The sequence below is a fragment of the Neobacillus cucumis genome, from assembly GCF_016908975.1.
Taxonomy (GTDB): domain Bacteria; phylum Bacillota; class Bacilli; order Bacillales; family Cytobacillaceae; genus Neobacillus; species Neobacillus cucumis.
Genome location: NZ_JAFBEX010000011.1, coordinates 101,027 through 124,009, shown reverse-complemented (window position 1 = coordinate 124,009; position 22,983 = coordinate 101,027). Strand labels below are relative to the sequence as shown.

The following is a 22,983-nucleotide window of genomic DNA, read 5'->3' as shown; positions in this document are numbered from 1 at the left end:
AATAAACTCATAGCAATATCCAAACCACTATAATTATATAGTAGATGTCGAAAATAGTTCACCGGTTGGAGTTGAAATACTTTAACCTCCTTCATCGAGCAAACCCTTTTCTATTTTAGTCAAGGTGATTCCTTTTACCTCCGACCTCAATCCAGTCCGTTTTCATGCACCTAGGCAGTAAGATCACCTATTCGAAAGTCCCTTTTACTTCCTTTTATATTTTCATGAATCCCAAACTCACCCAACAATTTTCAACCTAGTTATTCTGGACCCTTCCTGGAATATCTTTTATCCCAAGACCGACTTTACTTCATATGAACTAAACCTTGTCATTCTGCTAAAACACATTTTTTACATATTATCAGCAATGTGTATAATTCTGTAAACATGAATACACATATCGTTTACATGGCTTTATATCAACTTGTGTACTGATTTGTTTACCTGTATGCAAGTATGTAAACAGAAAGTATACCATAAGTTTACAAGTAAACATCCACCGTATACTAGTAAACATATATCTCTCACCAAGGGAAATTGAAATAAAAAAATCACCTTCTTCCCATTGTGAGGCGGAGCATCTAAAAGGAAAAGGGCTGATAGCATGCCCCTGAATCAGCATCCTTAAAGAAATTACCAATTATTGTTTTTACCAATCCAGTCTCCTTATCTAATTGGCTGCCCCTGATCTCCTTTACCCTTAGCTTACTTAAACTCGCAGATTGACCATTATTAATTGTTTTATTAAAGTGCAATATTGCAAACCGACTTAAATTTCGACATTCTTCTTCCTAATATGATTGGATCGGTTTTTAACTTGCAATTAAGAATAATGGTGTCAGGCACCTAGAAAAAGTTAGGGTAATTAGGTCATTCCCAATCTAAAAATACCTCTGAAGGTTGAGGTTACCATTAGAATTAATAAGTTTATTAGTGAATCGGGTAAGACCTCCAGGAGAGGAGCAGATACGTTAATTAGCGAGAGCAGGGTTACGAATAATGACCAAAAAACTAAAATGAGCAGCTAGTTCGAGAATGGTGATGAGGTACGGAGTGTTGGAAGTCCCATTTAAGTCAAGAAAGACTATTTCTATATGCCTTAAATAAACCACTTGGAAACAACAGTACAACTGGAGAGACATATTAAGGCGGAAATTCACCTGATTGAAGATCCATTTTAATTCCAATTATATTTTTCTATTAATTCTATACCAATTACATGTGAACCGCTCACAAACTCACCCAACAATTTTTAATCCAACAATTTTGGAAGTTTCCTGGAATATTTTTTGAAATAAGAATGATATTATTTCATATAGCCTCTCCAATTTTATCATTCTGCTAAACATAACATTTTCCACCATATAATTCTTCAATAATAGGCTACCCAAGAAATTAAATTTTAAAAAAACAATCACTATATAAATATTTCCTGAAATGTGTACATTTTTGTAAACATGAATACACACCTTGTTTACTTAGCTTTATATCAACATGTGTACTTATTTGTTTACATGCGTACAAATTTGTAAACTTAAAGTATACAAAATGTTTACAAGTAAACAGTTATCGTTTACACTTTGTATACTTGTAAACACATATCTCTAATCAAGAGAAATTGAAATAAAAAAAGCACCTTCTCCCCTTTGCTGAGGCGGAGCATCTAAAAGAAAAAGGGTCGATAGCATGCCCCTGAATCAGCAGCCTATAAAGAAGGTATCAATTATTATTGTATTTCACCAATTCAGTCGCCTTATCGAAATGACTGAAGCCCCCCATATCCTATACCTTTTGCTTACTTAAACTTGAAGATTGAACCATATTAATAGAAATATTAAAGTGCCTTATTACAAACCGACTTAAATTTCGACATTCTTTTTCATAATATGATTGGATAGGATAAGTTTTTAACTTGCAATTAAGAGTAATGGTGACAGGCACCTTGAAAAAGGCAGGGACATTAGGTTATTCTTAATCCAACAATTCCACTAAAGGTTGTGGTTATTATTAGGATTAATAAGTTTATTAGTGAATCAGGTAAGACCTCTAGAAGAGGGGCAGATAAGTTAATTGGCGAGGGCAGGGTCACAATTAATGGTAAGGCGGCTCAAATGGGCAGCCAGGTCGAGCCTGGTGATGTAGTCCGAATCGATGGTAACCCTATTAAGGTAAAAAAGGAATACGTTTATATTGCCTTAAACAAACCAGTTGGGATTACTAGTACAACGGAGAGGCATATAAAGGGGAACATTGTTGATTTTGTTAATCACCCATTAAGGATTTTCCATATTGGTCGGCTCGATAAAGACTCGGACGGGCTAATCCTGCTTACTAATGACGGTGATATTGTCAACGAAATACTCCGTGCAGAAAATAAACACGAAAAAGAATATATTGTCACAGTAAACAAACCAATTACAGCCGATTTTGTAAAAAAGATGGCGAGTGGTGTAGAAATATTGGATACCAAAACACTACCGTGCAAAGTTACACAACTATCGAAGTATGTCTTTCAAATCATCCTAACACAGGGACTCAACCGTCAAATCCGCAGGATGTGTACTGCGTTAGGGTACGAGGTCGTCAGACTACAGCGGACAAGGATTATGAATATCCATTTAGGAAACTTGTCTATCGGTCAGTGGCGTGATTTAAGTAAAAAAGAAAAAGAGCAATTATTTCATGATCTTAACTATCAGCCAAGGGAATGGGAATAAAAAAGGATGAATGTCATCTTAACGGGGTCGGTTTTGAGGTACAAAAAGTTAATTTAAATGTTAAAATCACAGTTAAATTGGCAATTGAATTAACAAGCAAATTAACACAATAATTAGCATAAAAAATGCCCAGGGTATAAGAACTCTGAGCATTTTTCTATATATCTGCTTATGGAACTAAAGCATCCTATTGTTTAAGTATATTCCTTCACAAACTTATCATTATTTTAGCAATGCCTTTTTTCGTCTGTATACCTGAACAAAAGCCCTTGTTAGTAGGACAAAAAGTATCTTAAGGGATGGATATTATAATTCTGATTTCATCTTATTTTGACTCACAATTGTCTTTTCAACTAAATATTGATAACCGTAAATAATAATCGAAAGTATTATACAAATAAAATACCAACCAATGTGATTAATTTTTTTAAATTTAAATGTGCCAACCTTTTCCCACGTTTGTGCCATTGGAAAAGCGTTAAGAGTATTTAGTACAACATTGGTAATCAAATATTTTATGAAATTACCGTAAGTTAGTTTAAAAATCCATAACGTTGCTACAAAATATGGTCCTAATATGTATGTAAAATCTACTTTACCTGGAGAAAATGGATTTTTATTTATCCACCATTTTCTTTTATTTGCGATGACACTAAAAACACTTATAAATAAATTAATAAAACTTGCTACAGGTAAATACCTTATTAATGATTTTTTATCCATAAACAGAACAGAAAGCCACGGAATGATTATCATAGCTAAGGAAAATACCTTCATTGTTTTCTTTTTCTTCATTATCACTTTTTTTATATCATTCCCTAAGCAAACTTATTTTATTTTATCCTTGTTTAATTAATCTGCTTCGTTAGTTGCATAAGAAACCAACCCTTTAGTCATAAAAATAACACTATTTTTAACACGACTTTTGGAGGCAATCTGATGGACAGCAGACAGTTGCTAATTAAGATGCTAATTTAAGCGTCAATCAGCTTTTTAAAATGGAATAAATCCTTATATATCAACAAATAAAAGAAGTCCAATTCATTTGCGAATTGGACTCCTAATTGTATTGTTTTTTAATTTTGTACTTCAAAACCGAACCCGTTAATGTCATCTTAACCTTTTTTATTATTCTTCCTGCCAATAACAGTGTCCATTCTCTTCAGTTTTCGATAAATAACAGATAGGAATTACATCCGGTAATATAAATTTTCTCTGTAAGGTCCCTTCTTCACCATTTTCCATAAATCTTGGTTCGGCGCCAAGATAAACTGCAGTTGATTGGGACATTTTGCACAATGTGTGCCGCCGCACTTCATTATTATCAATTACCCGCAGCCATTTAGCTTGCATATCCAGCGGCATTTCGGCCAAACAAATTAGGCATTTCACTTAGATCTAAAGCACTTTTGCAAAAAAGCAACATAATATAGATAGTTATTTACTGATTTCCGCATAAAACAAGCGTTATGGTAAACCATAAAACGAACAAGCGAGTGAAAATTTTCAAAAAATTTTTTCAAAACCCTTGTACTTTCAGCAGTGGTATTATTGCAACACATCAGTCGCTCAAGTATTGGAATTGATCCCGTATTAATTGACAAAATAAATAGCCCTTAGAAAATTGATAAAAAAAATAATTTTTCACTTGCCATTCTCATTATATACTGCTACTATAAAGTAGCATGATTTTGGAAAGCTAATATTCAATATATCTGGATCTTTCCAAGCAGATAACCTTGACCACTTCTAATTGGAAGTTAAGGCCATACGGACAGCCGGGTCAACTGCCGATTGGCAACTTTGGTTGCCTTATTGATTGAGTTAAAAGCTCAAATTTTATAAGTTGGTTACTTTACAACCAGTGCATATGCACACAACTTGTGAAACGGTCAATAAGAGTGGTAAAAGTGATTATTTGCTATATAGACTCTGATCCTAAAACGATATATTATGAATATTAAAAAGCTTTCTGCCAAAATGTCTAATGACTTGGTAGAGTATAGATATGACCATTTGTGTCATGGATATACCCTTTTTAATATGGAATATATCAAAGCAAGTGTTGTGCGCAGTTTATTAATGCGTTATTGCACTTGCTTTTTTTATTGTTACGGGTTCCGTTTTGCTTTCAAAAATCTATTAGGTTGGGGGATAAGAAAATGGGAAAAGCGCTTATTATCGGTGCAGGCGGCGTTGCATCTGTTGCCGTTCATAAATGTGTTCAAAACAGTGACGTATTTGAAGAAATTTGTATTGCAAGCCGTACAAAATCAAAATGTGATGAGCTAAAAGCTAAACTTGATGGCGGCAAAACAAAAATTACGACTGCACAAGTCGATGCAGATAATGTAGAAGAGTTAATCGCGTTAATTAATGAAGTAAAACCAGATATCGTTATGAACTTAGCATTGCCATACCAAGATTTAACGATTATGGATGCTTGCCTTGCAACAAAGACACACTATATGGATACAGCAAACTATGAGCCAGAAGATACGGCTAAATTTGAATACAAGTGGCAGTGGGAATATAAAGAGCGCTTTGAAAAAGCTGGCATTACTGCTCTTTTAGGCAGCGGCTTTGACCCAGGTGTAACTGGTGTATTCTCTGCTTACGCACTAAAACATTATTTCGATGAAATCGAATATATCGATATTCTTGACTGTAACGGCGGCGATCATGGCTATCCGTTTGCTACAAATTTCAACCCTGAAATCAATATCCGTGAAGTTTCTGCTAACGGACGTTACTGGGAAAATGGCGAGTGGATTGAAACCGAGCCAATGGAAATTAAGCGTGTTTATGACTTTAAAGAAGTTGGCAAAAAAGATATGTACTTGTTATATCATGAAGAACTTGAGTCTCTTGCGAAAAACATCCCTGGACTTAAGCGAATCCGTTTCTTCATGACATTTGGCCAAAGCTATCTAATGCACTTAAAGGCCCTTGAAAACGTTGGAATGACTTCTATCGAGCCAATCGAATTCGAAGGTAAACAAATCATTCCACTTCAATTCTTAAAGGCTGTGTTACCAGACCCAGCTTCTCTAGGACCTCGTACAGTGGGTAAAACAAACATCGGCTGTATCTTCAGAGGGAAAAAAGACGGCAAAGAAAAAACTTATTACGTATACAATGTTTGTGATCACCAAGAGTGCTATAGAGAAGTCGGCTCTCAAGCCATTTCTTATACAACAGGTGTTCCAGCCATGATCGGGGCAGCGATGGTCTTGACTGGCAAATGGAATAAACCAGGCGTATTCAATATTGAGGAATTTGATCCAGATCCATTCATGGAAGAGTTAAATAAATGGGGACTTCCATGGGTAGAAGACTTTAATCCAGTTCTTGTTGATGATGAGCCTGCAAAAACAAAAGAAGCGGAGCTAATTCGTTAAAATGCGGTTTGAAGAACTACCTACACCATGTTATGTCGTCGATGAAGCTCTTGTCGAAAAGAATCTAAAAATCCTTAATGGCGTTATGCAACGTACAGGAGCTAAGATTGTTTTAGCACAAAAAGCATTCTCTATGACAACAATGTATCCCCTCATTGGAAAATATTTAAGTGGTACAACCGCAAGTGGATTATTTGAAGCACGTTTGGGTTACGAAGAAATGGGCAAAGAGAATCATGTCTTTGCCCCTGCCTATCGTGCGGATGAAATAGATGAAATTATTTCAATTTGTGATCATATCATCTTCAATTCCTTCTCACAGTTAGAAAAATTTAAAGAGAAAGCTCTTCAAGCTGGCAAAAAAGTCGGCTTGCGCATCAATCCTCAATGCTCTACTCAAATAGGGCACGAAATCTATGACCCATGTTCACCAGGATCTAGATTCGGTGAGATTAAAGAGAATTTCCGTCCGGAGTTGCTTGACGGTGTTTCAGGATTGCATTTCCATACACTTTGTCAGCAAAACTCTGATGACTTAGAAACCACTTTAAATGCAGTGGAAGAATTGTTTGGTGAATGGCTCCCGCAAATGGAATGGATTAACTTTGGCGGCGGACATCATATTACTAGAGAAGATTATGATATTCCGAGATTAGAAGCTTGCATTAAGAGAATGCAAGACAAATACGGTTTAGAAGTTTATCTTGAGCCTGGTGAAGCTGTGGCTTTAAATGCTGGTTATTTAATTACAACTGTGCTTGATACACACCAAAACAAAATGGATATTGCCATCCTTGACACGTCTGCATCTTGTCATATGCCTGACGTATTGGAAATGCCTTATCGCCCACCTCTTTTTGGATCAGGCGAAGCAGGCGAAAAGCCATATACCTATCGATTAGGTGGACAAACCTGTCTAACTGGTGATGTCATTGGAGACTATTCATTTGATCAGCCATTAGAAAGCGGCGATCGCTTAGTTTTTGGTGATATGGCCATCTATACAATGGTTAAAAACACCACCTTCAACGGCATGCCATTACCAGCCATCGCCGTAAAAAAGGCGGATGGAGATTGTGAAGTAGTACGCGAGTTTGGCTATCAAGACTTTAAAATGAGATTAGCATAATAAGAAAAGCGCAAGCGCCCTGTTTAGCGGCGTATGGCCTCCTCGGAAAAGCTATCGCTTTTCCTTCGTGCGATGCTTTGCTGCCGAAGCGTTCCTTATGGAGCGCTCCAACTGAGATAAAGGAAACACGAAGAGCGGTAGCGATTCGATGTTGACTTATCGTAGGGCGCTGGAGCTAGACAAAAATCATGGGGACGGTTCTCTTGATTCCAGCGAATCAAGAGAACCGTCCCCATTGATTTCTAATTTAAAGGACTTATCTTTACAGCACTTAGTTTGAAACCAGGCATTCGACAGACTGGGTCTAAGTCTGCTCCGACAAGGATATTGACGTTTTGCGAGTCTGCCCAATGAAAAGGGACAAAAACGGTATCAGGTCGAATCGTTTCCGAGTATTTGCTCCTCACAATAATGCTTCCTCTTCGCGATTCCACTTTCACTAAAGATTCGTCTGGAATTAGGTAATTTACGGCTGTCGTTGGATGAATCTCCAGATACGATTCAAAATTTCTTGCAGCTAATGCCGGGCTTCTCCTTGTTTGTACTCCGGTTAAGTAATGTGACATCACTCTTCCAGTGGTCAAATGCAGTGGAAACTCCTTGCATACATCCTCTTTCGGAACAACTGGTTTGTTTGTTACCACCACCATCTTAGCCTTGCCATCATGATGGGCAAACGACTTTTCAAACAGCCTTACGGTCCCTTTATGTTCCGTATCAGGACATGGCCACAATATTCCTCCTTCTTTTCGCAGCCGTTCATAAGTAATTCCATAATAATCAGCGATTCCGCCGCGGCTTGCCACGCGCAATTCATTAAAGATTTCTTCTGCAGATGAAAAAGAAAAATATTTCTCTTTTCCTAAGACACGAGCGATGTCCACAATGATTTGCCAGTCATGTTTCACTTCCCCCGGACATGGATAGCTTGCTTCTCGTAACGTTACTCGTCCTTCTACATTTGTCATCGTTCCTTCATCTTCTAAATATGAGGACGTGGGCAAAATTAAATCTGCTAGTTTAGCTGTTTCAGACATAAAGAGATCGACAGCTACAAGGAATTTTAACTTCTGCAATGCCTTCTTTACAAAGGCAGCATTGGGATTGGAGACAACGGGGTTGGAGCACATTAAAAACATGCCGGTAATGTCGCCCTCATTGATTTTCTCAAATATTTCATAGGCAGAAACCCCTTTACGCGGCAGCTCATCGGGGTCGATTCCCCACACATTGGCCACGTATGCCCGATGTTCCTCATTTTCAATAGACCGATAACCCGGTAGCTGGTCTGCCTTCTGGCCATGCTCCCTTGCCCCTTGACCATTTCCTTGCCCGGTAACCGCTCCGTAGCCGCAATTCGGCTTGCCTAGTTTACCCGTTGCAATCAGGATATTAAGAAAGTTTCGGACGGCGGCGGAACCATCTGTTTGCTGCTCGACACCTCTTGCTGTAAAAATCATTCCTGTCGCTTCTTTCCCAAAAATAATCGCCGCTTTTCGGATTTGATCCATGGAGACTCCTGTTATTTTTTCTATATCTTCTAACTTCAATGACAAGACATAATCTTTGACCTCGTTAAAGCCATGGGCACGATCTTGAATAAATGCCTCATCTAGATAATTTTCCTCCATGATAACCTTTAAAAGCCCATTTGCTAATGCGGCGTCTGTTCCCGGCTTCAACTTTAAATGGAGGTCCGCCAGCTTCGTTGTGGCTGTCTCACGAGGGTCTATCGCGATGATGAAAGCACCATTTTCCTTTGCCTTTTCAAAATACGGCATCATCGTCGGCTGGCATTCAGCGATATTGGTTCCCGCCAAAATGATACAGCGCGTCAATGGGACTTCACTTAAGCTATTTGTGAACCCTCTATCCATTCCAAAAGTTTGGCTGGCTGCAGATGCTGCTGCTGACATACATAATCGACCATTATAATCGATATATTTCGTTTGTAATGCCACTCGGGCAAATTTTCCAAGCAAATACGCTTCTTCATTGGTGATCGACGCACTCCCATATACTGCTAAGGCATTTTGTCCGTCTTCCTCTTGTATTCTCGTAAAATGAGCTTTAATCTGTTCTAATGCTTGATCCCAAGTAATTCGGACAAATTCTCCATTGACCTTTAACAGGGGATATTTTAATCGCTCCCTATTAAAAGCATGCTGGTAGGCATTCATGCCTTTAATACAAAGACGACCCTGGGTGGTTGGATTCTCCTTTCCAACCGTTTTATATTGTTTTCGTGAAACTACCGACTGTTCAATTAATTGCAGCTTACATTGCATACTGCAAAAAGGACATTGGGTATCATATATTTTTTCCGATTGTACTTCCTTCTGCTTAGTACGGAAATACTTTAACATTAGTTCTGTCAAGATTCCTCACCTTTTCTTCTTCAACTTATCGCTCGCCTTCTTACATACCAAAGCTGTCACCGATATTACTGTGAGTCACTTTCCACTAAAATCTTTTTTCTCAATGCTAAATCCTCATCCAGGCGTTTTAACAATTCCTGACGAAGCTCTGGATCAAACAAAACTTCTCTTATATGGATTAAACCCAATCGTTCAATCCACTGCCAGGTACGCTCCAGATAATTGGCCGATTCTCGATAATATTGAACCAGCCCCCTAATCATTTCAGCAGCTTCCTCATCCGTTGGAGCAACCGTTAATAATTCTCCGGACCGGGCGATTCTTCCACTAGATCCGCCCACATAAATTTCCCAACCTCTGCTCATGCCAATCACACCAATATCTTTCGTTGTGGAACCTGCCCCATTATGCATACAAGCAGAAACACCTAATTTGAGACGATAAGGGGTTTTTATAAATTCTAAGTTTCGTTCAAGCGCGACGGCTAACCTTAGGGATGGCTGTTTATCACACTGGCAAATATGTTCACCGATGCACGTTTTTACATTTTGTACCATATTTCCATAGGTCAAGCTTAGGGGCATATTTAAGTCCGCACTAACAGCTGAAAGAACTTCTTTTTTTACATCCATTAAATGAATTCTTTGTTCACTTGTAATGGCAATCTGTTGGATATCATACTTCACCGCAACATCTGCAATTTTACTTAACTGTTCCGCCGAAGTGATTCCGCCGTACATTTGCGGGATTAACGTATACCTCCCATTTGCTTGGCCGATTGCATTCATTTGTTCATTTTCTAGGTCGATTTCTTGTTTGCTTTCAAACTCGGGGTAAATCATTCCTAAGTAATACTCGATTGCAGGACGGCAGCTACTGCAGCCATTCGAAATTTTCCAATTGAGTTCCTCCATTACCTCTTGAACAGTCGTCAAGCCGAGCACCTGCATCTCTTTTACGACCTCATCTTCTGTTAGGGCAGTACAAGGGCACATGGATTTTTGTGATATGTTTTCATTACATTCAGCACTGTTAATATACGTTAGAAGTTCGGTAACTAGAGGCTTACAGCCGCCGCAAGAGCCTGATGCTTTCGTGCATTTCTTAACTTGTTCAACAGTGGTCAATCCTTCCTTTTGAACAGCTTCCATGATGGCCCCTTTGGTCACACCATTACAGTTACAAATCATTTCACTTGGAGGCATAGCAGCCACTGAATTTCCATTCTCCATTGAGGGATACAGTAGTGCGGTTTTTTCGTGGTTTAACACCGCTTTTTGTTTTAGAATCATATCTAGTAATCTCGTACGATCTCTTGTATCCCCAAACAGAACGGCGCCGATCATTTTATCATCCTGAAAAACTATTTTTTTATAGATTCCGTTAACCTCATCATGTAGTTTAATCGCCTTTGATGCTGCATCCTCATGGAATTGTCCTATAGAAAAAACCTCTACACCTGAAATTTTTAATTGCGTCGAAAGAAGGGAACCCTCATAGCCTTGAACCTCCATCCCGCAAATATGTCTTGCTAATATCTTCCCTTGTTCATAAAGAGGCTTTACCAATCCATATACGGTACCGCGATGTTCCACACACTCTCCAATGGCATAAATATTCTGTTCACTTGTTTGTAAATAATCGTTTACCAAGATAGCACGATTCACTTCAAGCCCGCTTTGTTTGGCTAAATGAATATTAGGGCGAACTCCCACAGCCATGACAACTAAATCGACATCGATTTTGGTTCCGTCTTTAAAAACAAGGCCTTCCACATGACTGTTCCCGGTAATTTCATCTGTTTGTTTTTCAAAGAGAAACTGCATCCCTTGATTTTCTAACTGCTCTTGAAGCATTTTGGCAGCCGTCTGGTCTAATTGCCTTTCTAATAAAAAGCTGCCATTATGAACAACACTTACATCCATGCCACGGTTAATAAGTCCCCTTGCCACCTCCAATCCTAATAGCCCTCCGCCAATAACAGCTGCTTTTTTATGGCGCTTTGCTTTATCGATGATCGTATTACAGTCTTCAATCGTTCGAAATGCTGTAACCCCGTCTTTATCTGCACCAGGGACCGGAAGGAGAAAGGGGGAGCTTCCAGTAGCTATTATTAGTCGATCATAAGAAACTTCGCGGTTCTTATCGGTCATGACCACTTGTCTCTCTTTATCAATCGTTACGACTGTTTCTCCTGTATATAGTTGAATCTGGTGCTCTTTATACCAATTACCATCATTAATTGTTATGGCATCCATCGTCATGCCGCCTTGCAGCACCGTCGACAAAAGAATTCGATTATAGTTCACATGCGGCTCACTGCCAAAAATCGTAATATCAAAAGCATCAGGATCGATTGCTACTATTTCTTCAATACAACGTACGCCAGCCATCCCGTTGCCGACTAATACCAGTTTTTGTTTCCTCATAACAAACCTCCAGCATTGTTAAAGTTCCTGCCATAGCCATGAATAATGTTAATTATTTCATAAGTTACGTAATTAATATTCATTCATGTTATATTTCCTAACACTGAAAATTCCATGTCAGAAGACCTTACAGCATTCATGACAAAAAAATAGTGACAGACTATTCTAACAACAGAGAAAAGCGCAAGGCTTTCTGCTCATCGCGAAAAGCACAACCCGATGACGCCTAGAGCTGGACAATTCTCGAAGTGGAAATTCTTTATTCTTATCTTAAAAAAATCAAAAAAGGTGGAGGAATAAAAAATGGTCAATGGGGTGAATTTTTTCGTATTCTTGCTGCTATTAGGGAAAGTAATTTTTTCAAAGAAGCCTAATATTGGCTGGTAAGAATGGAACTAGTGCACAAACAAGGGGTATCAAAAATCATTTAAAGATCAGGGGGAAATAGTAGTTATGAAGTTAGCAGAACTTAAAAAAAGTGGTCATGCACCATCATTAGTTGCGTCATTCTTATACTTTGATGTTAGTTTTATGATTTGGGTTATATTAGGAGCACTTGGGGTTTTTATTACGAAGGATTTCGGTCTATCTCCCGCACAAAAAGGCTTCATTGTAGCGGTTCCGATTTTAAGTGGTTCCTTTTTCCGGATTATTCTTGGCATCTTAACAGACAAAATAGGACCGCGGAAAACAGCGATTATTGGGATGCTTGTTACCATGGTTCCGCTCCTTTGGGGATGGTTGGGTGGTACGTCCTTAACAGAGCTTTATTTAATCGGAATCCTACTTGGTGTCGCTGGGGCAAGCTTTGCTGCCGCTATTCCAATGGCAAGCAGCTGGTATCCTCCTCATTTACAAGGATTAGCGATGGGGATTGCAGGTGCCGGTAACAGCGGAACATTATTTGCCACATTATTCGGCCCTCGTCTTGCAGAAAATATCGGCTGGCATAATGTGATTGGGTTAGCACTCATTCCTCTTTCAATTGTATTTATTCTTTACATTATCATGGCGAAAGACGCACCTGTACAGCCTTCAGCCAAAACAGCTTCCGAATATTTTACTATTTTTAAACAGAGGGATACATGGTTTTTCTGTCTCCTCTACAGCGTTACTTTCGGTGGATTTGTTGGATTATCCAGCTTTTTGAGTATCTTTTTTGTCGATCAATATCAATTATCCCTGGTTACTGCTGGCGATTTTGTAACACTTTGTGTGGCAGCAGGCAGTTTTTTCCGTCCTGTTGGCGGGGCCATTGCTGATAAAATTGGCGGAACACGCCTTTTGACTTTCTTATTTATTGCCGTGGCTTTATGTATGTTAGGTGTAAGTTTGCTGCCGCCTCTTGCACTCGTAACAGCTCTTTTGTTCTTCGGCATGCTGTTTCTTGGGATGGGCAATGGAGCCGTCTTTCAGTTAATTCCACAACGGTTCCAAAAGGAAATTGGGATGATTACCGGCATCGTTGGAGCTGCAGGGGGGATTGGAGGATTCTTTGTACCGAATGTCCTTGGAACACTTAAACAAATAACCGGCTCTTATGCACCAGGCTTTTTAGTCTATGCCGGGATTGGGTTAGCTGGTCTGGTCGTCATAACAATAGCCAAGTTCGCATGGCAAAAAACATGGACAACAAAGAGTGCAACTAGACAACTTTAAGCCTTTAAAATTAAGGACTAGAAAAGGGACATCCTCCATCGGAATGTCCCTTTTTTATGTGAAAACAGAAAAAATAGTAGATTTATTTAAATGGGATTTTGGTATTATTCTGGTATAATAGGAATAGTCAAAATTACACAATATTTTAGCTAGAGTTACCATTTAAATTGTTTTAATATTAAAAATTTTTGAGTTACCTTAGAGGTGAAAGTCTTGCGTAAAATGAAAGTCATCATGGTAAGCAGTCTTATTGGTATCATTGTGTTAGGAATGGCAGGTATGTACTATTATCAATCCACTCGGTTCCATTCGAATATCACAATCAATCACACAAAGGTTGGCGGTTTGACGGCTGACCAAGCATTAAAAAAGTTAAAATCAACGGTATTAAAGAATGACGTCTATGTAGGACAGGATCTCATTTATGATGGAAAAGATACAAAAATGGAGTTTATAAACTCTGACCTGTCTAGTGTGAAGAAATTACTAAAAAGTCAGCAATCATTTTGGCCCTCCTCAAAGGAAAATAATTATTCACTTGAACCTGCTAAAATGGACCAGTATCGGAACCATACCATGAAAAAACTGATAGAGGACAAGCTTGTTTCCATGAATAAAAGCCGCTTAGCAGCAAAAGATGCAGAAGCCCATTTAGTAGACGGCAAGATCACTGTCACCAAAAGCGTTGATGGAAAGCAATATGATGTGACGACACTTTTAAAAGCTTATCAAAAGCAGGAGTATACCAGTGAACTCCATCTGGAGCCTGTATACATTCAGCCTGTCAAAGCAGACAGTCCAATTGTCAAAAAAGAAGAGCAAGTCCTGCAGGAACTGGTGCAAAAAAGCATGGATTATAAAGTTCAGAACAAGGTTTATACATTACAAGGCAGTGAACTCATTCAAAATGCAACTGTGACAAAAGATATGCAAATAACCATTGAACCACAAGCAATAACTAATAAGATTAGTGAGATTAATAACTCACAATCGACATTAAAGAAGGATTTTCAATTTACCACTCATTCCGGATCGGTTGTAACCGTAAAAGGACAGTCCTACGGCTGGGCCATTAATGTTAGCAAGGAAACAAAGCGAGTTCAGGAAGCCTTTGAAAAAGGGGCAAAATCGCTTGAAGCCGAGTCAATTTACGGAACTGGCTGGAGTACGTACGGAACCGGCTATACTGTGACAACCAATAATGGGATTGGGGACACCTATGCAGAAGTATCCATTGCCGAACAAAGGATTTGGATTTATAAGGATGGGAAATTAGTGGTGACAACTAATGTGGTAACAGGTCGGCATGACACCAGTGAGGACACTCCAAAAGGGGTATGGTATATCATGTATAAAGAAACACCATCCGTACTCGAGGGTCGTTCAGTAGGTCATGGGGATTATTCAGTTAAAGTCCAATACTGGGCACCCTTTACCCTTAGCGGGTGTGGGTTCCATGATGCCAGCTGGCGGAGTAACTGGTCAAGTACTGCCTATCTGACCGCAGGTTCAGGCGGCTGTGTCAACACTCCATTAAGTGCTATTAAAACGGTCTATGACAATCTTAGTAAAAATGAACCCGTTGTGGTTTACTAAAATCAGAAAAGGCAGGAAATCTTCTTAAATGATTTCCTGCCTCTTTTATTTTACCTTTTTATAAAGCAAGTATCGATAAACGGTTGTGGAACCTAACCTTTGGTCTTGATAAGTTACGAGACGATAATGATCCGATATATGAGGGATATTGACTTTCTCTATAGGCATTGGTGATAACAATCTCACAACTACAAATTGGACTTTGCCTTCTTTTATATAGCGATTTTGCTCATCCATATTTTCAGGATAAAGTTTATAGTCAATATTCTGGCTTTCAAAGTAACGGACATTTGGGACAATATTCGCTGCTAAGTAAAAGCCGCCATCTAATGCCCCGTAATTTAACATCGTGGGATGGGGCTCCTGATTCATGATTTTCGCAAAGGTTTGCTGCGGAAGCGGATCTTTATAGAGTAATCTTGAAAATCTTATATTGGTGTTATAACCAAAGCATAGGACAAAAGCAGTCAGCGCAATTACGGCAGCTGTAAACCATTTCCTTTCGTTAACTGTTTCCGCTTGTACCTTAAGCGAATGCTGAAAAAGACGTCCTAGTGAGATTAACCCAAATAAGCTAAAGGGAGTAATAATCAGATAATAATAGATATAATCCCTTCCCCCAAAATAAACTCCAAATATGAGAAATACAGCCGTACTAAACAAGATCCATTTTTGATGCTTGTTTTGGAGGTATTTCCAAGTAAACATAAAATCAAGCATCCCGATAATGAACATTACTTTAATTTCCAAAATACCATTTAACGCCCTGCCAAAGATAATGGCCGTATTCACTAGTTTAACTGGTAAAGATATTTGTGAAGAATAGGTCACTAGATTAAATTTAAAATAGACATCAAATAAGTCTTTTAATGCATGGTGTACCGCAAAATAGATGAGCCAAGGAATGCTTGAAATCAAGAGTCCCATAAAGGTAAAAACAATGGCACTACCTAATGGCCTCCATGCCCTTTTTCCAATAAAAATAATTAAAATCGCAAGGTAAAAGCCAATCCAGGCACCTACAAGGGTATACTTGATCCATAAGACACAGCCTACTAGAAAACCGTTTAAGAGGTAGAATGACCATTTGAAGGGGGAATCCCCATGATACTTAAAATGCTTTAAGAGAAAATATAACAACGTGAATAAAAAAGGCATCGACAGTTCTTCGGCACTATCCCCAAATCCAAATGCCCGTTCATTTAAAAGGAACAGCGGTAAGAAAAGGGGGATGACCATTGCAGGCATCCAATTTAGATAGAGCCTCGATATTTTAAAAGCAAGCAAGAGATTGATGAACATGGCGATTGCTTCTAAAATATACACACCCAAAAAAGTCGTATGAGAAATAAAGTAAGCTAACGCATGCAATCCATATAATAAGGGGCCCTTTTGCTCAAACAGATCCTTATAAGGGACAAGTCCGTTTGCCATCCCTTTCCCGACTGTCAAAAAGGCGTTAGCATCTACCCATTCATTGGTGACAACGAGCGGGGAAGACTGTGTAAAAAATAACATGATAAAAAAAGAATAAATAAAGAAAAAAAGATAGGATTTTTCAAACGGTTTACGATTCATTTTTTTACCTTCCTTTAGAAATCCTCCACTTGCATTTATTATCGATTTTTCATAAGATCTGGATACTTTTCTTGATGTTTTTCTAAATAGCTATTTTGCTCAATGGTATACCTAGGACGCCCTTTTGTTTCCTTAAATACCTTCCCTACATATTCACCAATAATTCCAAGTGCGACTAACTGTACGCCTCCTACAATCCAAATCGATAACATTAAGGATGTCCAGCCGCTTACCGTATAGGAAAAAATCTTCGCAAATAATGCGTAAATTGCAATTCCAATCCCGATTAGCACCATTAAATATCCTAGAGCAGAAACAAGCCGGATAGGCGCAACGCTGAATGAGGTCATTCCCTCTAAAGCGAAGGCAATCATTTTCTTTAAGGGGTACTTGGATTCACCTGCAAATCTTTCTTTACGATTATAGAAGACCTTTGTCGATTTAAAGCCCAAAAGTGGGATAATGCCGCGAATAAATAAATTTTCTTCCTGATATTTTACAAATTCGTCTAAGGCTCTTTTACTCATTAATCGATAATCAGCATGATTGGGGACTAATTTTACGCCCATTTTGTTCATTAAACTGTAAAACCACAAGGCAGTATTTCTTTTAAAGGGGGTATCGGTGTCCCGTTTATCCCTAACTCCATAAACAATTTCATAGCCTTCCTGATATTTATCAATAAATTCTATGATTGCTTCAACATCATCTTGAAGGTCTGCATCAATGGAAATGACACAATCGGAAAATTCTCTTGCTGTTTCTAAGCCAGCAATTAAGGCTCCTTGATGGCCAAAATTTCTACTTAGTTTTAATCCATGCACATATCGACTAGATGCAATTTTTTCTTCAATTTTGTCCCATGTCTGATCTTTACTTCCATCATCCACATATAAAATAATACTCTCATTGTTAATTTTTTTATTTGAAACTAACTTGTCCATAATTCGTGTAAGTTCTTTAGTCGTTTCATCCAAGGTAGGCTCTTCATTGTAACAAGGAACGACAATGGTTAGAAGGGGTAGATTTTTTGACATTTTTTCACTCCACACTTTAAACTAATCTATCTGATACAATTCTTACGTTAATTAAAACTCTGGCTTTTGGTATTATATACCTAATAAAAGGAAAAATAAACCTTTACTTCGATTGACAACCTAATTTGGAATATGCAAAAAAAGATGCAGCTGCGGTCCAATAGGGAACCGCACTGCATCTCTATATTCCTTCCAATTATTTTAATGGCAGTCGTGATGGTCGTCGTCTTTTTTTTGCTGGAATAGTGATTGAATTTGGGCATCAGCTAATGACGCTAGAGCCTGATGTCCTGCTAGTGTTGGATGGATATCAAAAGGAAGAATGAAGGCTGCTGCATTTTGACTAAATGTAGTGTATGCATCTGCTACATAGGTTCCTTTTATATTTCCTGCTTTTTGAATTGCTCCATTTACGATTGTTAAATTACTTTCTACAAAGTTATGTAGCGGTGTAAGGTATGGTTCAAAACCAGGAATAGTGCCTATAACGATAGGGTTATATAGGTTATATAAAATGATTGGAGCATCTGAATGTGCCTTAACCATTTTAACTATTTTTGTTAAATTATTTGTATATACATTAATTTGATCTTGTGTAAGAGGTTTGAGTGTGGATGGTGCAGAACTCAATAGCTGAGCCAATTGTCCAAGTTTAGTCTGATTATCAATCGGCAATAACTGCTGTATTTGGCCAAAAAGAGTTGCCAATCCTGTCGCCTGAATGAAATCATTACTTCCGATATTGATCGTTACTACATCGGCTTCCCTAAGGGCATCCTTAAATGCCTTTGGATTAGCGTTAATTGCAGCTAATAAATCTGCCGAAGTGGCACCGCTCCCGCCAAACTTTACGACATTAGTTGCGCCTGAAATTAAATCAGGAAAGGCTGTTGTTGAGGGTGGTGGATATCCAAAGGTAATCGAATCTCCTAGCGCGACAATATTAAGCTTGGGTTTTGGATCTGGCGAAGATTTGGCAAACGCTAACGGAGCTACGAATGTGTTCAATAGCAAGATGAACACTAAGATAAAAGAAAAACGCCTAAACTTCATAACTAGTTCCTCCTTTTAAGCTTATAGGTATTCGTCCCTATTATAATCAGACTAGTCAGAAATTTAAACCAATTTCATCATGCAAAAAGTGAGCATTATTGACATTTCAAGAATCACGGGGACGGTTCTACTGATTCCGAATCAACAGAACCGTCCCCATGATTCTAATACGTTTTTGTCGACAATCGACAAATGATTTGCTATGATATTTTTGTACTATTTTTATAGTGTAAAACACACAAAGGGGAAACGTAAGGCGATTTGGTTCTTACTGTTAATAGTGTGTTGAATTAATATTGGGGAGGAATTAATCATGACAAATTTAAATAATAAGGTTGCCATTGTAACTGGCGGTGCATCTGGGATAGGATTAGCAACTGTTAAGGCATTCCTAGACAAAGGGGCTAAAGTGGTTATTGGTGATTACAATAATGAGGCTGGCGTTAGAGTCGAACAAGAGTTAAAAAAGAAATATGAAAACGTATTATTTGCCTCTGTAAATGTGGCAGATGAGCAATCCGTTGAAAATCTTGTTGCTGAAACAGTAAAACATTTTGGACAATTAGATGTCATCTTTAATAATGCAGGAACTGGCATCCAAAAACCAACACACGAATTAACGGATGAAGATTATAAGCGTGTTATTTCGATTAACCAAGATGGTGTGTTTTATGGGATTAAATATGCGCTTCGCGAAATGCTTAAAACTGGTGGCGGTTCTATTATTAACACTTCATCTATCTTAGGAAGTGTTGGTGAACCAACCTCTATTCCATATGCAGCAAGTAAAGGGGCTGTTAATTTAATTACAAAATCGGTTGCATTGGAATATGCTGACCGTAATATTCGAGTAAATGCGGTGGCTCCTGGTTTTATTGAATCAGGTATGGTTAATAAAGAAGCCCTTGGTGATTTTTACGATGGCTTAGTTGCTAAACATCCAATTGGCCGCTTAGGCAAGCCAGAGGAAATCGCACATGCAGTTGTTTTCTTAGCGGAAAATGACTTTGTTACGGGGACAACGATCCTTGTTGATGGTGGATATACAGCGAAATAAGATGAGGATTCAATTAATAGAATAATACCACTTTAGCAATCGTACAGTGTTTCTAAACAATGTTAACAATACTATATTTATTTTTAAATAAGCCTAATTCCTTGTTCTTTGAACTTGGAATTAGGCTTTTTATGTTTCTTAAAACCTCCAGAAATAATTGTTGGATAAAAAAACCATTCAGGTATCAAAATAGGATGGATGATAAATTCCTTCTAGGTTAATTTTCAACAGACAGTGGGGAAGTTGCGATGCATTTAATAAGAAATTTACGAAAGAAAAAATACAAAAAAATAGATCTATTAGAACCAAAACAACAAAAGGCTGATCCGGAAAAACTAGTAGAGGGTGATATTCTTTCTAGAAACTTATCGATAAATGTAGAATGTTTAAAATCTGTTTACACAGATTGTCCAGATGTAATCTTTCGTAATTTTCTTTTAGGTGAAATTACAGCGGCCGTTATTATTTATCTAGAAGGATTGGCAAATATTGAAGAAATTGATCACAGTGTACTTCAACCACTTATGAGGCCTGGTGATTTAGAACAAGCAGTCACTCCTGATATGCTCAATCAAAAATTAACCGTTTCAAAAGTGAACCCATTAAATACTTTAGCTGAAATCATTGAACAGGTCTCTATAGGGAACCCGGTGATTCTAATTGATGGACAAATACAAGCTGTTTCAGTTGGGTTAGCTAAATGGGAAAAACGTGCTGTTGAGGAACCCATTGCTGAATCCGTTGTCCGCGGTCCAAGGGACGGGTTCACTGAAACACTAGGGGTGAACATCTCACTTTTGCGCCGTAAACTCAAAAGCCCAGATTTAAAATGGAAAAAAACCACACTGGGAAAGTACAGCCAAACCCAGATCGTCTATATGTATATGAAAGGAATTGCCGATGATACTTTAGTGGAAGAAGTCCATAACAGATTAAACCGAATTGATATTGACGGTATTTTGGAAAGTGGCTATATTGAAGAGTATTTGGAGGACGATCCTTATTCTCCCTTTCCACAAATGATTAGTACGGAGCGTCCAGATTCAGCTGCTGCGCATCTGCTCGAAGGTCGGGTCGTGATATTAACGGACGGTACACCCTTTGCCCTTATTGGACCTGTTACGTTTTATTCCTTGCTGCAGTCACCTGAAGATTATTACCAACGGTTTATGATTGGAACATTAATTCGTTGGCTGCGGTACAGCTTTTTATTAATTGCTTTGCTTCTTCCTTCTTCCTATGTAGCGATTCTGACGTTTCATCAAGAAATGATTCCAACCACTCTTTTGCTTAGTGTGGCAGAGTCACGAGAAAAAGTGCCATTCCCTGCTCTTATTGAGGCCTTATTAATGGAAATTACTTTCGAGGCATTACGGGAGGCCGGGATTCGACTGCCAAAACAAGTGGGTTCTGCGGTCAGTATTGTCGGGGCACTCGTGATTGGTGATGCGGCGGTTTCTGCAGGACTTGTATCAGCCCCCATGGTAATGGTCGTTGCCATTACCGGGATTGCTTCCTTTGCGATCCCGCGCTACAATGCCTCCATTGCGATCAGGGTGCTCCGTTTCCCCATGATTTTTTTTGCCGGGACACTCGGACTGCTTGGGATTATGCTTGGAATTCTATTAATTATTGTTCATTTATGCACCTTACGATCATTTGGAGTACCATATCTATCGCCGATGGCCCCATTAGAAGGAGCCGAGGTGAAAGATGTTTTGCTGAGAGCACCTTGGTGGTCTATTCGGAAGCGTCCGCATCTGACAGGAAATTATAACAAGTATCGCCAGTCAAAAGGGCAAAAGCCCAGCCCTGCCGATGGAAATGATTAGGAGGTGAGTAATATTTATGATTGAACGCGGGAAGATTTCTTCCATTCAAATGGCCGTAATGATGAATCCTACCATTTTAGCAACAGTCCTAATGCTTGTTCCAGCTATCACCGCTAAACATGCAAAACAAGACCTTTGGCTATCCCCTATTTGGGCCTCTGTCACAGGTTTTATCATTGTTTATATTGCCTATCGGTTCCATAAGCTCTATCCGAAAGAAACGTTAATACAATTCAGCGAACTAATTCTTGGAAAAGTAATTGGAAAAATCATTGCAGCTAGTTATTTGCTGTTTTATATGCACATAACGGGCATTATTACCCGGGAGTATGGTGAGTTTGTCTCAGGTACATTTCTCCACCTTACGCCAATGGTGGTAGTTTTAGGCTCAATGGTGATGGTTTCCGCCTTTGCAGTATATGGAGGACTTGAGGTGATTGGAAGGTGTGCCGAAATCATCGTGCCAGTTGTTACCCTTCTTTATCTCACCATTTTTGTCTTACTCTTTAAGGATTTAGATATGAGCCATATGTTCCCCATTTTAGAAAATGGCCTAGCACCTTCTTTATTCGGATCGATTGTACCGCAATGCTGGTTTAGCGAATATTTCCTTATTTCATTTTTCCTTCCATATTTAACTGATCAAGAAAAAGGCCTTAAATGGGGAATGATCTCCGTATTTAGCGTAATGTTGATTATGGTTATTACGAATATCATGACACTTTTACTCCTGGGAAAATTAAATTCAGTGGTCACCTATCCTGTTATGATTGCAGCTCGTTATATAAGTATTGCTGACTTCTTTGAACACTTGGAAGCGGTCGTCATGGCTATTTGGGTAGCGGGAGCATTTGTTAAAATTACGGTCTTTTATTATGTCCTCGTCCTTGGGATGGCACAATGGCTCAAACTCAAGGATTTCCGTCCATTGGTTCTACCAACAGGTGTTTTGTTAGTAATCATAGGGCAGTGGTCGGCGTCTAGTCTGCAGGAATTATCTCAATTTCTTAGTTCAACTGCCACTTTTTATGTTCTATCTTTTCAGCTAGGTTTACCTATCATTTTGTTACTCATTGCATTAATCAAAAATAGATCAAAGCAAATGAAAGGAAAATAG

General features: G+C 38.6%; 15 protein-coding genes. 8 read left to right on the top strand and 7 right to left on the bottom strand.

Features of this window, described 5'->3' with window-relative positions; all coding sequences use genetic code 11:
* The first annotated feature begins 2,006 nt into the window (after window positions 1–2,006).
* Window positions 2,007–2,717, top strand: coding sequence for a 23S rRNA pseudouridine(2604) synthase RluF (rluF, locus tag JOC76_RS16140; RefSeq protein WP_205179251.1), 711 nt, complete (start codon window positions 2,007–2,009; stop codon window positions 2,715–2,717).
* A gap of 306 nt (window positions 2,718–3,023) precedes the next feature.
* On the opposite strand, the gene JOC76_RS16135 is transcribed toward rluF, so the two are convergent.
* Window positions 3,024–3,512, bottom strand: coding sequence for a hypothetical protein (locus JOC76_RS16135; RefSeq protein WP_205179104.1), 489 nt, complete (start codon window positions 3,510–3,512; stop codon window positions 3,024–3,026).
* A gap of 333 nt (window positions 3,513–3,845) precedes the next feature.
* On the bottom strand, window positions 3,846–4,091 hold the full coding sequence (locus JOC76_RS31045) for a hypothetical protein (RefSeq protein WP_205179103.1): 246 nt from the start codon (window positions 4,089–4,091) through the stop codon (window positions 3,846–3,848).
* 788 nt (window positions 4,092–4,879) lie between these two features.
* On the opposite strand from JOC76_RS31045, the gene JOC76_RS16125 reads away from it, so the two are divergent.
* Together JOC76_RS16125 and nspC are read left to right on the top strand one after the other, a co-directional pair.
* The gene (locus tag JOC76_RS16125; RefSeq protein WP_205179101.1) at window positions 4,880–6,118 is read left to right on the top strand and encodes a saccharopine dehydrogenase family protein; all 1,239 of its coding nucleotides are present in this window, start codon (window positions 4,880–4,882) and stop codon (window positions 6,116–6,118) included.
* A gap of 1 nt (window position 6,119) precedes the next feature.
* The gene (gene nspC / locus JOC76_RS16120) at window positions 6,120–7,247 is read left to right on the top strand and encodes a carboxynorspermidine decarboxylase (protein ID WP_205179099.1); all 1,128 of its coding nucleotides are present in this window, start codon (window positions 6,120–6,122) and stop codon (window positions 7,245–7,247) included.
* Window positions 7,248–7,489: 242 nt separating this feature from the next.
* Here the strand turns inward: nspC and nasC are convergent, their stop codons facing one another.
* Both nasC and nirB read right to left on the bottom strand, forming a co-directional pair.
* On the bottom strand, window positions 7,490–9,625 hold the full coding sequence (nasC, locus tag JOC76_RS16115; protein WP_205179096.1) for an assimilatory nitrate reductase catalytic subunit NasC: 2,136 nt from the start codon (window positions 9,623–9,625) through the stop codon (window positions 7,490–7,492).
* A 65-nt stretch (window positions 9,626–9,690) separates the two neighbouring features.
* Window positions 9,691–12,054, bottom strand: a complete 2,364-nt coding sequence (nirB, locus tag JOC76_RS16110; RefSeq protein ID WP_205179094.1) for a nitrite reductase large subunit NirB — start codon at window positions 12,052–12,054, stop codon at window positions 9,691–9,693.
* 453 nt (window positions 12,055–12,507) lie between these two features.
* Between nirB and JOC76_RS16105 the strand changes: the two genes are divergently transcribed.
* On the top strand, window positions 12,508–13,713 hold the full coding sequence (locus JOC76_RS16105) for an MFS transporter (RefSeq protein ID WP_205179092.1): 1,206 nt from the start codon (window positions 12,508–12,510) through the stop codon (window positions 13,711–13,713).
* Window positions 13,714–13,917: 204 nt separating this feature from the next.
* Window positions 13,918–15,309, top strand: a complete 1,392-nt coding sequence (locus JOC76_RS16100) for a L,D-transpeptidase family protein (protein ID WP_372441961.1) — start codon at window positions 13,918–13,920, stop codon at window positions 15,307–15,309.
* A gap of 45 nt (window positions 15,310–15,354) precedes the next feature.
* Here JOC76_RS16100 and JOC76_RS16095 read toward each other — a convergent pair whose 3' ends face one another.
* The 3 genes from JOC76_RS16095 to JOC76_RS16085 form a co-directional block, all read right to left on the bottom strand.
* The gene (locus tag JOC76_RS16095; protein ID WP_205179090.1) at window positions 15,355–16,887 is read right to left on the bottom strand and encodes a hypothetical protein; all 1,533 of its coding nucleotides are present in this window, start codon (window positions 16,885–16,887) and stop codon (window positions 15,355–15,357) included.
* A gap of 38 nt (window positions 16,888–16,925) precedes the next feature.
* A complete protein-coding gene (locus JOC76_RS16090; protein WP_205179088.1) occupies window positions 16,926–17,924 on the bottom strand; it encodes a glycosyltransferase family 2 protein in 999 nt (332 codons plus the stop codon).
* 201 nt (window positions 17,925–18,125) lie between these two features.
* Complete coding sequence (locus JOC76_RS16085) at window positions 18,126–18,977, bottom strand: SGNH/GDSL hydrolase family protein (RefSeq protein ID WP_205179086.1); 852 nt, start codon at window positions 18,975–18,977, stop codon at window positions 18,126–18,128.
* 313 nt (window positions 18,978–19,290) lie between these two features.
* Here JOC76_RS16085 and JOC76_RS16080 point away from each other — a divergent pair, with 313 nt between their 5' ends.
* The 3 genes from JOC76_RS16080 to JOC76_RS16070 all read left to right on the top strand — a co-directional run bounded on the left by JOC76_RS16080 (window position 19,291) and on the right by JOC76_RS16070 (window position 22,983).
* A complete protein-coding gene (locus tag JOC76_RS16080; protein ID WP_205179084.1) occupies window positions 19,291–20,034 on the top strand; it encodes an SDR family NAD(P)-dependent oxidoreductase in 744 nt (247 codons plus the stop codon).
* A gap of 248 nt (window positions 20,035–20,282) precedes the next feature.
* Window positions 20,283–21,866, top strand: a complete 1,584-nt coding sequence (locus tag JOC76_RS16075) for a spore germination protein (RefSeq protein WP_205179083.1) — start codon at window positions 20,283–20,285, stop codon at window positions 21,864–21,866.
* A gap of 16 nt (window positions 21,867–21,882) precedes the next feature.
* The gene (locus JOC76_RS16070; RefSeq protein WP_205179081.1) at window positions 21,883–22,983 is read left to right on the top strand and encodes a GerAB/ArcD/ProY family transporter; all 1,101 of its coding nucleotides are present in this window, start codon (window positions 21,883–21,885) and stop codon (window positions 22,981–22,983) included.